At 66.1% G+C, this 12,210-nt stretch carries 11 protein-coding genes; 4 read left to right on the forward strand and 7 right to left on the reverse strand.

The features are described 5' to 3' along the window. Positions 1–5: 5 nt before the first annotated feature. Complete coding sequence (locus UNPA324_RS35270; RefSeq protein ID WP_164935894.1) at positions 6–245, reverse strand: hypothetical protein; 240 nt, start codon at positions 243–245, stop codon at positions 6–8. On the opposite strand from UNPA324_RS35270, the gene UNPA324_RS23830 reads away from it, so the two are divergent. Further along, positions 220–1,908 carry a methyl-accepting chemotaxis protein gene (locus UNPA324_RS23830; protein ID WP_181769495.1) on the forward strand — a complete coding sequence of 563 codons (1,689 nt, stop codon included), beginning with the start codon at positions 220–222 and terminating at the stop codon, positions 1,906–1,908. The two genes, UNPA324_RS35270 and UNPA324_RS23830, sit on opposite strands and share 26 nt — an antisense overlap. 3 nt (positions 1,909–1,911) lie before the next feature. Here the strand turns inward: UNPA324_RS23830 and UNPA324_RS23835 are convergent, their stop codons facing one another. The 6 genes from UNPA324_RS23835 to ygfZ form a co-directional block, all read right to left on the reverse strand. Beyond that, positions 1,912–4,632 carry a DUF2339 domain-containing protein gene (locus UNPA324_RS23835; RefSeq protein WP_141936225.1) on the reverse strand — a complete coding sequence of 907 codons (2,721 nt, stop codon included), beginning with the start codon at positions 4,630–4,632 and terminating at the stop codon, positions 1,912–1,914. A gap of 49 nt (positions 4,633–4,681) precedes the next feature. Further along, positions 4,682–5,650 carry an NUDIX hydrolase gene (locus UNPA324_RS23840; protein ID WP_128916690.1) on the reverse strand — a complete coding sequence of 323 codons (969 nt, stop codon included), beginning with the start codon at positions 5,648–5,650 and terminating at the stop codon, positions 4,682–4,684. Positions 5,651–5,870: 220 nt separating this feature from the next. Then, complete coding sequence (locus UNPA324_RS23850) at positions 5,871–6,377, reverse strand: tyrosine phosphatase family protein (RefSeq protein ID WP_141936227.1); 507 nt, start codon at positions 6,375–6,377, stop codon at positions 5,871–5,873. A gap of 215 nt (positions 6,378–6,592) precedes the next feature. Beyond that, entirely contained in the window at positions 6,593–7,207 is a 615-nt protein-coding gene (locus UNPA324_RS23855) for a YfbR-like 5'-deoxynucleotidase (protein WP_141936228.1), read from the reverse strand. Then, complete coding sequence (locus UNPA324_RS23860; protein ID WP_128916694.1) at positions 7,204–7,830, reverse strand: DNA-3-methyladenine glycosylase I; 627 nt, start codon at positions 7,828–7,830, stop codon at positions 7,204–7,206. The genes UNPA324_RS23855 and UNPA324_RS23860 overlap by 4 nt, the downstream gene beginning before the upstream one ends. After that, positions 7,827–8,702 (reverse strand): CAF17-like 4Fe-4S cluster assembly/insertion protein YgfZ, encoded by an 876-nt coding sequence (ygfZ, locus tag UNPA324_RS23865; protein WP_141936230.1) that lies wholly within the window; start codon positions 8,700–8,702, stop codon positions 7,827–7,829. The genes UNPA324_RS23860 and ygfZ overlap by 4 nt, the downstream gene beginning before the upstream one ends. A gap of 101 nt (positions 8,703–8,803) precedes the next feature. On the opposite strand from ygfZ, the gene UNPA324_RS23870 reads away from it, so the two are divergent. The 3 genes from UNPA324_RS23870 (at position 8,804) to UNPA324_RS23880 (ending at position 12,142) form a co-directional block, all read left to right on the forward strand. Beyond that, positions 8,804–10,138: a dihydroorotase gene (locus UNPA324_RS23870; RefSeq protein WP_128916696.1), complete on the forward strand. Its 1,335-nt coding sequence runs from the start codon at positions 8,804–8,806 to the stop codon at positions 10,136–10,138. Positions 10,139–10,292: 154 nt separating this feature from the next. After that, positions 10,293–11,162 carry a sulfurtransferase gene (locus UNPA324_RS23875; protein ID WP_141936232.1) on the forward strand — a complete coding sequence of 290 codons (870 nt, stop codon included), beginning with the start codon at positions 10,293–10,295 and terminating at the stop codon, positions 11,160–11,162. A gap of 290 nt (positions 11,163–11,452) precedes the next feature. Further along, positions 11,453–12,142 carry an RNA polymerase sigma factor gene (locus UNPA324_RS23880; RefSeq protein ID WP_164935896.1) on the forward strand — a complete coding sequence of 230 codons (690 nt, stop codon included), beginning with the start codon at positions 11,453–11,455 and terminating at the stop codon, positions 12,140–12,142. Positions 12,143–12,210 lie beyond the last annotated feature (68 nt).

A 12,210-nucleotide genomic window follows, 5' to 3' on the forward strand; every position in this document is an offset into this window, starting at 1 on the left:
TGCAGCTACAACAGACGGTTGCGGAGAAAATAACGCCCGACGAGGCCGGCCCGTAGTTTTGCGTAGGCTCCTGTTAACGCCTGCTTGCAATTATGGGGCGCAATCTTACGGAATAAGAACCAGCCAGCATTGTTGAAACTGACCCCCGCCCGGTCGTCCGTCGTGACACCCGTGGCGCAGGTGACGTGCGCATTGCCAGGCATCGTTGGGATTTGTGTGATGTCGAAGTTGTCGATCGTCTTCAAGCTTCTGACCGTGTTGTCAGTTCTCGTTCTCTCGCTCGCCGGTGTCGGCGTGACGGCGATCGGCACCATGCAGAACATCAACGCCCACACGGTCGAGATTGCGCAGAGCTGGCTGCCGAGCGTGCGTGCACTCGGCTCGATGCGCGCCGACATCAACGAGCTGCGCGTCGTCTTGCGACTTCACCTGATGCAGGAGAGTATTGAAGGCAAGGACGCCGCTGAGAAGCGCATGGCTCCCCTCCGCGAGCGCATCGAGAAGACGCGTAAGGTCTATGAAGGCCTGATCACCTCGCCGGAGGAACGCTCGATTTACGGGCAGTGGGTCAAGGCTTGGGCCGAATACCTGAATGGCGTTCAGGAGACGATGGCGCTGTCGCGCAAGAGCGTCGGCCGCTTCCCGACCGACGCCAACGAGATGTTGCAGACCAAGGTCGCCAAGATGGCCCAGGCCGCCGATCCCCTGCTTCAGAAGGGCATCGAGCTCAATAACCAAGGTGCCGAGCTGGAGACGAAGCAGGCGGCCGACAGCTACGCCACGATTTTCCGCGTGTTGGTCGGCATCATCGTGCTCTCCGTCGTGATCGCGATCGGCGCCGCCTATTATCTCGTGCGCGATGTGTCTCGCGGCATAGCCTCGATCATCCGTCCGATGAAGTCCCTCGGCGAGGGGGACCTCTCGGCCGAGGTGCCGCATCGCGGCGAGAAGACCGAGATCGGATCGATGGCGGATGCGCTGCAGATCTTCAAGGAGGCGCTGATCGCCAAGAAGGCCGCCGACGAGGCGGCTGCGCGGGACGCCGAGGCCAAGATCGAACGCGGCCGCCGCGTCGATGCCATCACCCGCAATTTCGAAGCCATGATCGGCGAGGTCGTCGAGACCGTGTCCTCGGCCTCGACCGAACTCGAGGCCTCCGCGGCCACGCTGAGCGGCACGGCGCAGCGCGGCCAGCAACTCGCAACCGTCGTTGCCGCTGCGTCCGAGGAAGCCTCCACCAACGTCCAGGCGGTGGCGTCCGCCTCGGAAGAGCTGTCGTCCTCCATCACCGAGATCAGCCGCCGCGTGCAGGATTCGGCGCGGATGGCCGCGGAAGCCGTCGAGCAGGCGGCGCGGACCAACGACCGCGTCAACGCGCTGTCGCAGGCGGCCTCCCGCATCGGCGACGTCGTCGAGCTCATCAACACCATTGCGGGCCAGACCAACCTCCTGGCGCTGAATGCGACCATCGAGGCGGCGCGCGCCGGCGAAGCCGGCCGCGGCTTTGCCGTTGTCGCATCCGAAGTCAAGGCGCTGGCCGAGCAGACCGCGAAGGCAACCGGCGAGATCGGGGCGCAGGTCGCGGGGATTCAGGCCGCGACGCAGGAATCCGTCACCGCCATCCAAGAGATCGGCGGTACCATCGAGCGGTTGTCCGAGGTGTCCTCAGCCATCGCCGCCGCTGTCGAGGAGCAGGGCGCTGCGACGCAGGAGATTTCGCGCAACGTCCAACAGGCCGCGCTCGGCACCCAGGAAGTCTCGTCCAACATCACCGACGTGCAGCGCGGCGCGATCGACACCGGCTCGGCCTCGGGCGAAGTGCTTTCGGCCGCGAAATCGCTGGCGACCGACAGCACCCGTCTGAAAGTCGAGGTCGCGCAGTTCCTGGAATCGGTCCGCGCGGCCTGATCTTCACGCGCCTGTTTGCGGAGCCGGCGGCGGTGCGACCTGCCGCCGGAACAGGATGCGCTGGTAGAGCCAGCCGATCGCGACCAGCACGACGCCGAGGCACATGAACGACAGCGCGCGATAGACGCCTGTCAGCGTCCACACGTCGATGGCGAAGGCCTTCAGGATCGTCAGCGCGATGACGGCGGCCGAGGCCAGCCGCGCACGCTCCGAATTGACCAGGATTCCCACGCCGAGCAGCACCACCCCGAACGCGAGCCAGCCGATCGAATAGGTATATTGCTCGGCGCTCGTGGTGCCGCCGTAGAGCAGCACCGGGCCGTGATAGAAGCGGCGGATCTCCAGCGTCACATAGGTGAGCGCGAACACCAGGGCGCCACCCGCGATCGTGTTGGCGTAGGCGACAGGGCGATGGCCGGCGACGGCGTAAGAGAGCAGCAGCATCAGCACCGCCGGCAGCGCATAGCCGAGCAGCAGCAGGTTGAAGGCGAAGCCGCCGACATTGACGCTGGAGAACAGCAGCGGATTCTCCAGGATCAGAAGACCGAACACGCTGATGAGCCCGGCGATCGCCGTGAGCGCGACGGCGCCGACATTGTGCACGATGCTGTGGCTGCGCAGCCGCAGGCGCTCCAGCCCGATCGCCATCGCGAGCGTGATGCAGACTTGCAGCGCGAACTCGAGCAGCGACGGCGGTGAGATCATGTCGCCACCGGTCGCAAAGTGCCGGATCTCCATGAAGGCGAGCAACGCGGTGAACAGGATCGCGGCGGTCTCGACCATGCGCAGCGGCGGATCGTCGGCGCGACGGCGCAGGAAGATGCTCGCGCCCCAGAACGAGGCCGCCGGAAGGCCGTAGCCCCAGAGCAGCCAATTGAAGATCGGCGTGGTGCCGACGGCATCGCCGACGATGCGCGGATCATAGGCGATGCGCGCGGTGACGAGCCCGGCGAAGATCGCGGCGAGCCAGCGCAGGAACGGGATCGGCCGCTGCATCGAGATCCAGGCGGTGCCGAGCGACATCAGCGCCAGCGCGATCGTCAGCCAGCCCTTCTCCAGCGCGAAGGTCAGCGCCAGCGCCAGCGCACCGAGCGTGCCGGTCGCGAACAAGGCGGTGGAGATCATGGTCCCCGGCCGGGTCTCGCGGCGCGTGAGCGCCTCGGTCGCGGCGCCGAAGGCCGCGGCGAGCAGCACGGCGAGGATCGCAAACGGGATCGAGCGGTCGAGATGAGCAATACGCGCGTAGAGCGCAACCAGGATCGCGATCGGCGTGGCGACGCCTGCCGCCGACCACACCACCGGGATGACCGCCGAATTCGACCGGCCCTGCGCGAGGAAGCCCGCAATGCCGAAGCCGGCGGCGAAGATCGCGGCCGTCACCAGATGCAGCGTCACGGAGCTGTCGATCGCGCTGGGCCCGATGCCGGACATCGCGCCGCCCGGCAGCACCAGCATGTCGGGATTGGCGCGCACGGCCCATTCGGCGAACACGATGAAGACGGCAGCCGCGGCGGCACCGATGGCGCCGGTCGCCGCCGGTGCGCGCCAGGCGACGAGCAGGGTTGCGCCGACGAGCAGCGCAAACGCGATCAGCGCCAGGTCCGCATGCGCGCTCGACAGCACGATCAGCATCGCGCCGAACAGATAGGCGCCGAGCGAGCCCGACGAGATCGGCTCGATTTCGCCGTCCTCGATTGCAGGTCCGAACATGAAGCCGCAGACGACGAGCAGTGCGGCCAGCGCGAAGCCCGCGACGACATGGAAGGCGTGCGGCGCGACCTGGACTTGCTCGGTGTCGAGGCCCGGGAAGAGCCAGAGCACGGCGAAGGCGATCGTCGTGACCGCCAGCCAGCGCCACAGCCGGATGCGGGCGAGGCCGAAGCTCGCGGCGGTGACGACGGCAAGATAGATGTAGAGCGCCCAATAGTCCGGCTTGCCGCTGGAGACGAGCACCGGCGTCACGAACGCGCCGACCACGCCGAGGCCGGCGAGCGCCGGTCCGTGCAGCAGGGCGGCAGCAAGCGTGCCCATGGCCACGATGCCGAGGAGCACGAAGGCGGTGGCGGGCACGAGGAAGCCGTACAGCGCATAGGCGGCATAGATGGTGGCGAACGCCACCGCGGTCCCCGCCGCGGTGAGGATCGCGGGAATGTTGGCGATCGGCAGCGCCGCGATGTTGGAGATGCTCTCCTTGCGCCGCGTCCATTCGCCAGCTGCCAGCAGCGCCGCTGCGAACAGGCCGCCCAGGAACACGCGCACGCCGGGGCCGAGAAGACCGGCCTCGATCGAATAGCGCACCATGAAGAAGCCGCCGAGCGCGAGCGCAAGCCCGCCGATCCACACCACCCAGCGCGTGCCGAGCTGCTCCTCGAAGCCAGGTTCTCGAATATGAGGTGCCGGCGGCAGCAGGGGAGGCGGTGCATCGGCGGAGGCGCTCGCCGCGAGCGGAGGCGGGGACGCCTGTTCAGTGACGAGCGAAGGCGGCGCCGGCTCGGCTTCAGGCGCAAGCGGCGGCGGCTCGGCGGCCATTGTCGCGGGGGCGGGCGCCTGCTCCTGCATCGGCATCAGCGGTGGCGGCTGGACCTGCCGTTGCGCGTAGAACCTCTCCTCCAGCGCGTTGAATCGCCGGCGCAGCTCGGCCGCCTGGCTGGAGGCCTTGATTGCGATCAGGATGGCGATGATCGCGATGATCAGCGCAAAGACGTCAAACGGGCCGTCGAACATGAAGCCTCCAGGCGATCGACGGGCAGGGGCCGATCACGCAAATCTCGAGTTAGCGCCGGGAGCGGACGCGCAAGCCCGGCGCGGGCCGCTCCTGGAGCACGTCGCGGCGGAAGCGGTAGAGCGCCGCCGGCCGTCCGCCCGTCTGTGTCGACATCACCCCGGTCGGTTCGACCAGGGCTTCCATTTCGACCAGACGGCGGAAATTCTGCTTGTGCAGGTGCCGGCCGGAAATCGCCTCCACCGTATGCTGCAGTTCGGTAAGTGTGAATTCGGGCGGCAAAAGTTCAAAGACCACAGGACGATACTTCAGTTTTGCACGCAGCCGGGCGATCGCTGTCGCGAGAATCCGGCGGTGGTCGAACCGCATCGAGGTCCCGAGCGGGGGAAGCGTCTTGCGCGCTAATGCCGCAGGGCGGCCGTCGCGCCGGGCTTCCTCGACCAGCCCGGCCTCGTACAGAAGCTCGTAGCGGTCGAGCACGCGCTCCTCGTCCCAGGCCGCTCCGTCGAGGCCGAAATAGAACCGCACGCGATCCTTGCGCGGCAGCGCGCGCGTTGTCTCCGGGGTCTCCTCCGCGGCCCACTCGGTCAGCGCGGGAATGATGTCGCTGGCGATGATCGCTGGCGGCTCCTCGCGCCAGTCTTCCCAGGGGAAGAAACGATACCATGGCGCGAAGCTCGCCGCGTTTGCTGCAAGCTCGCCGTCCACCGCGCGCGTCAGTGCGAGATAACCGATCGACACCATATGCGCCCCGATATCGCCGGCTTCGGCATGGCGGCCGCGATCGCCGAAGGTGTAGAGCTGCTCGACATAGCCGAGCCGCAAGCCCGCCTGTTCCTCGACCCAGGCGCGCAGGCCGATCTCGAAGGTGCGGTGCGCGAGGGCGTCGAACGGGCCGAACGGCAGGCCGGCGAGCCCGTCACTGCCGCGCGCAGTGAGGATCAGGGGCTCGTGGCCCTCGATCGCGACGATCGCCGCAGTCAGCCCGATCTCGATCGGCGTCAGCAGGGTCTCGCTCATGCGTTGGCGATCGCGGGGGGTGAGGAAGAGATATGCCAATCAATAACGGCGGGCTCTCCGCGGGCTCGCTGCAACCTCTCCCGCTTGCGGGAGAGGTCGGCGCGTAGCGCCGGGAGAGGGCTTTTTCCTCTAGGGGGCTGTCCCGATGCGGAGACACCCTCTCCCTGACCCTCTCCCGCAAGCGGGAGAGGGGGCGCACCTACCTTGTAGCGCCCAGCTGTCATTCGAGCTCGATCACGAAGGGGCGGCCCTCGACCATCATCGCGCCCGGGCCGATCTCGTCGAGGGCGCGCAGCATGCGGCCGCTGCGTCCCAGCGCACGGTCGGCAAGGCCGACGATGCGCCGGTTCGGCGAGGCGATCGGCGAGGCCGCGCGGATCTTCCTGGCGATCTCAAGTTCGTCGCGGTTTGGATTGAGCGCGCAGACCGCGGCAAACGCGCTCGCGGTGGAGCGGCTGATGCCGGCATAGCAATGGACAACCAGCGGTGCGCTGCGGTCCCAGCCGCGCACGAAAGTCAGCACCTGATCGATATGCGTCTCGGACGGTGCGACGAAACCGTCCATCTCCTCGGTGATGTCGTCCATCGAGACCTTGAGGTGATTGGCCGGCAGCACGGAGACCGGCCTCGCCACCTGCTCGACATTGGCCATCACGGTCAACACATGGCTGGCCCCTGTGAGACGGACGGTTTCGGGAAGCGCGGCGAGGGAACAGACGTGGATCATGGCGGACCTTTTTGCCGCTAACTATAGCCGGTGCTTGTAGAGTGGGCAAAGCGTCCGCCGTAGCTCGCAGAGCGAAGGCGGACGCGTGCCCACTACTTTGTCGCAAATGCGAAAGGACGGTGGGCACGGCGCAAGAGCGCCTTTGCCCGCCCTACAGGACTGCTTTCGCAGGGATGACACCGGAATAATAGGCGCCACCAATCCGCGACAATGCCCTACGCAAACACCGCGCCAAACCGCTCCAGAAACTGCTTCTCGGCCCGTGCCGCGGTCCAGGGCGTCAGATAGTCGCGCCGGACGCTGTCGGTGAGGCCGGGATCCTTGCCGAACAGCCGCCTTGCCTCGCTTTCGCTGAAGCCGGCAAGCTCGGTCGCTTCCAGATAGGCCGCGCCGCGGTCGGCGGCCTTGATGGCTAACGTGATCTCCTCCGGCAAGACCGGCGGCAGTCCGAAGCGGATATGGATGGCGCCGAGCAGGCGCTTCTCGACCGCCTTGTAATGGCCGTCGAGCACGGCCTTGAACGGCGAGATCATGTCGCCGATCACGTATTCCGGCGCATCATGCAGCAATGCGGCGAGCCGCATGCGAAGATCGACGCGCGGCATTTCGTGCCGCAGCACGGTCTCCACCAGCAGCGTGTGCTGCGCGACCGAAAAGATATGCGCGCCGATGGTCTGCCCGTTCCAGCGCGCGACGCGCGCGAGCCCGTGCGCGATGTCGGCGATCTCGACATCGAGCGGGGAGGGATCGAGCAGATCGAGCCGCCGGCCCGACAGCATGCGCTGCCAGGCACGGGACTGCGCGTTGCGCGCGGTCTTCTTCGCCGTCATTTGGCCTTGAGGCGCGGCTTGCGCTGCGTCTTGCCGCAGGTCGCGTGGCAATGGCAGTCGACGAGATGGTCGTTGACCATGCCGGTCGCCTGCATGAAGGCATAGACGATGGTCGGGCCGACGAATTTGAAGCCGCGGGAGGACAGCTCTTTCGAGATCTGCGTCGACAGCGGCGTCGAGGCGGGCACGCTTCCCGTGGTCTTGAAATGATTGACCTTGGGCTTGCCGTCCATGAAGTTCCACAGCAGCTTCGAGAAGCCGGGGCCCTTCTCCATGATGTCGAGATACGACTTCGCGCTCAGAATCGCGCCGTCGATCTTGGCCTTGTTGCGGACGATGCCGGCATCGTTCATGAGGGCATGAACCTTTTTGGCATCGTAGCGCGCGATCTTCTCCGGCTGGAAATCGTCGAAGGCTTTGCGGAAATTGTCGCGCTTGCGCAGGATCGTGATCCAGGACAGGCCGGCCTGGAAGCCGTCGAGGATCAGCTTCTCGTACAGCGCGCGGTCATCATATTCCGGCACGCCCCATTCGGTGTCGTGATAGGCGACGTAGAGCGGATCGTCGCCCGGCCAGGGACAGCGGGTCTTTCCGTCGGGATGTAGGCGGGGGGCTCGGCTCATGCGGTAGGCTGCTTCGCGGGGATACGGACGACCTCAGGTTCTGCCAGCTTCAACGCGAGACCACCGGCGGTGAGCGGCTGGCCGGCATCGAGCGCGTCGGCGACACGGTCAATGCGCACCAAAGCGATGCCCTTGCCCCCGGACGTCGAGCCGATGGTGCCGACCGGCTTGTCGCCGGCGAGAATGGTCGCGCCGGCTTCGGGCGAGGGGCCGTCGAGCAGCACCTTCACGCTGCGGGTGCGCGCGGTGCCGCGATGTTGCATGCGCGAGACGACCTCCTGGCCGACATAGCAGCCCTTGTCGAAATCGACCCCGGCGAGACGGTCCATATTGGTCTCGTGCGGAAACGCATCGCTGTACGTGAAATCGAGCCCGCCGCGCGGCACGCCGAGCGCGATGCGGTGCGCCTCATATTCGCTCGCATCGACCAGTTCGGCCCCGATGAGGTCGGAGAGCTTCTGCTTGAGATCTTCAGGGATCAGGATGCGAAAGCCGAGCCCGTCTTGACGCGGATCGGCGAAGGCAAGGTCTGGCTGCGTCGCGGGCTGGCCGTCCCAGGCGGCGAGCACGCCGAGATCGAGGTTTTCCACCGTGACCTTGGCGCGCAGCTTGTAGAATTTCAGCTTGGTGGCGAGGTTGTCTGCCAGCGCTTTCGGGCAGTCGATCAGGAACCCGCCGCCATGGCCTGCGGGCACCTCGGTGATCAGGAAATCGACGATGATCTTGCCCTGCGGCGTCAGCAGCGCGCCGAATCGCCCCAGGCCCGGCTTCAGCCTGTCGACGTCGGTCGTGACCAGGCCGTTGAGGAAGTTGCGCGCATCCTCGCCCGCGACCTTGATCACGCCCCGGTCGGGAAGAAACGCTGATTTCATGCGAAAATCTCTTGCGACATGCTGCTCCGGAACGTAAGCCCGCGAGGCACAAACGACAAGACCTCGAGCCCTGCGCTTGGGGACGAGAGAGGCCTTCAGCCATGACCCAGCGCTTCGATGTGATCCTCAAGAATGGCACCGTCGTCAACCAGGACGGCGAGATTGTTCGCGATATCGGCATCACGGAGGGGCGCATTGCCGAGCTGGGTCCGCTGTCGCAAGACAGCGCCGCGGAGGTGATCGACTGCAAGGGCCTGCACATCCTGCCCGGCGTGATGGACACGCAGGTGCATTTCCGCGAGCCCGGCCTGACGCACAAGGAAGACCTCGAGACCGGTTCGCGCAGCGCCGTGATGGGCGGCGTCACCGCCGTGTTCGAGATGCCGAACACCGCGCCGCTGACGGTGACGGAGGCCGAATTCACCGACAAGGTCAAGCGCGCCCATCACCGCATGCATTGCGATTTCGCCTTCTTCATCGGCGGCACTCGTGAGAACGTGCAGGACCTGCCGGTACTGGAGCGCGCGCCCGGCTGCGCGGGGGTCAAGGTGTTCATCGGCTCCTCGACCGGTGCGCTGCTGGTAGAGGACGACGAGAGTCTCCGCCGCATCTTCCAGGTGATCCGCCGCCGCGCCGCGTTCCATGCCGAGGACGAATACCGCCTCAACGATCGCAAATCGCTGCGCATCGAGGGCGATGCCCGGTCGCATCCGGTGTGGCGCGACGAGACCGCGGCGCTGATGGCGACGCAGCGCCTGGTCAAGCTCGCGCACGAGACCGGCAAGCGCATCCACGTGCTGCACATCTCGACCAGGGAAGAGATCGAGTTCCTGCGCGACCACAAGGACGTTGCCTCCTGCGAGGCGACGCCGCACCATCTGACGCTGGTCGCGCCCGAATGCTATGAGCAACTCGGCACGCTCGCGCAGATGAACCCGCCGGTGCGGGGGGCCGATCACCGTGCCGGCATCTGGCGCGGCATCGAGCAGGGCATCATCGACGTGCTCGGCTCCGACCACGCTCCGCACACGCTGGAGGAGAAGCAGAAGACCTATCCCGCCTCGCCCTCCGGCATGACCGGCGTGCAGACGCTGGTGCCTCTGATGCTCGACCACGTCAACGCGGGCCGGCTGTCGCTGGCGCGCTTTGTCGACCTCACCAGCGCCGGTCCCGCGCGCCTCTACAACATGGCCTGCAAGGGCCGCATCGCTGCCGGCTACGACGCCGATTTCACGGTCGTTGATCTCAAGCGCAGCGAGACCATCACCAACAAATGGGTGGCGTCGAAAGCCGGCTGGACGCCCTATGACGGCGTGCGTGTCACCGGCTGGCCCGTGGGCACCTTCGTCCGCGGCCGCCGGGTGATGTGGCAGGGCGAGCTGGTGACGCCCGCGCAAGGCGAAGCGGTGCGGTTTCTGGAGACGCTGAAGCCGTAGGTTGATGTGGGGATGCACACTGTTTCCCCACCCGTCTTGCGAGCGCAGCGAAGCAATCCAGAATCCATCCGCGGCGGCAGCCTGGATTGCTTCGCTGCGCTCGCAATGACGAGGGGATGGGTCTACATTTCCTCTCGAATGGGAGTGCAGTCCGATGTCCCAGCCAGCCGCCCTCATCACCACCGAGCAACTCACCGCCATTCTCGGCGATCCCAACCTTCGCCTCTACGACTGCACGACCTACAACGAGCCGGTCCCACCCGGCAGCGACGTGCCGTATCGCGCCGTGCCCGGCGACAAGACCTTCGCAGCCGGGCACATTCCGGGCGCCGATTTCCTCGACCTGCAAGGCGAGTTCTCCGACACCTCGTCGCAACACTTCTTCATGATGCCTGATGTTGCCCAGCTGGAGGCCGCCTTCGGCCGGCATGGCCTCGATGCGGGCAAGTCCGTCGTGCTCTACAGCATCGGCACCATGATGTGGGCGACGCGGTTCTGGTGGATGCTGCGCTCGCTCGGCATCGACGCGCTTGTGCTCGATGGCGGCTTCGACAAATGGAAGGAGGAGGGGCGGCCGGTCGCAACAGGCGCACCGAAAGGCTATCCCGCGACGACCTTCAAGGCCACGCCGCGCACGGGCTTCTTCGTCGACAAGACCAATGTGAAGGCGCGGATCGGCGATCCCGCGACGGTGATCGTCAACGCGCTCGGGCCGCAGTTTCATCGCGGCCTCGAGCCGAGCCGCTACGGCCGGCCCGGCCGCGTTCCCGGCAGCGTCAACGTATCAGCTGCGACGCTCACCAATGCCGACAAGACGTTGACGACGCTTGCGGATGCCGAAGCCAAATTCGCGGCCCAGGGCGTCACGCGCGACAAGACCGTGATCTGCTATTGCGGCGGCGGCATTTCGGCGACCATCGACCTGTTCCTGCTGACGCAGCTCGGCTACGACAAGCTGACGCTCTACGACGCCTCGATGGGCGAATGGGCGAGGGATCCGGCGCTGCCGATCGAGACGGATTAGGTTGGCTCGGGAGCGATTTCGCCTGTGGCCATCCTTCGAGACGCCCACCTTTGGCGGGCCCTCAGGATGAGGACCGAGTGCTGTGCGCTAGTTTTAACGAGGATCGATGCTGCTTAGCCTCATCCTGAGGAGACCGCGAAGCGGTCGTCTCGAAGGACGAGGCGCGCGCTCAGCTCGTGCAAAATGCTATATGCGATGGCCGTCCTCTCCAGGGGAGGGTAAGAAATCTCGGAACCTTTCTTCCCGGCCTGCATCCAATGTCCGGAACCAATGGAGACAGGATACCCGCCATGCCAGGGACCGCAGCCGGCCTGACCGCCGGTATCAGGACGTCGGAAGCCGAGCTGATCGACCGCGCGCGGCACCGGAACGAGGCCGCAATCCGCGAGATCATGCAGGCCAACAATCGCAGGCTCTATCGCCTCGCGCGCGGGATATTGCGCAGCGACAGCGAGGCCGAGGACGTGGTGCAGGAAACCTATGTCCGCGCCTTCACCCATCTCGATGGCTTCCGTGGCGAGTCGGGACTGTCGACCTGGTTGTCGCGTATTGCCATCAACGAGGCGCTTGGCCGGGTGCGAAGCGCAAAGCCGCATGTCGAGCTTGGCGCGGTGCCGGAAGAGGCGCTCGAGGCGCAGATCATCAAATTTCCCGTTTCTCCCGCAGGCGATCCGGAAAGGACCATGGCTCAACGTGAAATCCAGCGCGTCGTCGAACGCGCCATCGACGAGTTGCCGGACGTCTTCCGCATGGTCTTCATCGCGCGGGTCATGGAGGGCATGAACATCGAGGAGACCGCAGATCTGCTCGGCGTGAAGCCGGAAACCGTGAAGACGCGGCTGCATCGCGCCCGCACCATGCTGCGCGAGAATGTCGAGAAGGAGATCGGTCCGGTGATGATGGACGCGTTCCCGTTCGCCGGCTGGCGCTGCGAGCGTCTGACCGAAGCGGTGTTGAAGCGCCTTGGTGTCGGCGGCTGAAATTTTTCGGGAACGTTCGCATAAGACGCCCATCCAACTCCTGTGAAGCAACGCCGGCAAACGTCCGG

Origin of the sequence: Bradyrhizobium sp. UNPA324 (assembly GCF_006658635.1) — a bacterium.
In the GTDB taxonomy this organism is placed as follows: Bacteria; Pseudomonadota; Alphaproteobacteria; order Rhizobiales; family Xanthobacteraceae; genus Bradyrhizobium; species Bradyrhizobium nanningense.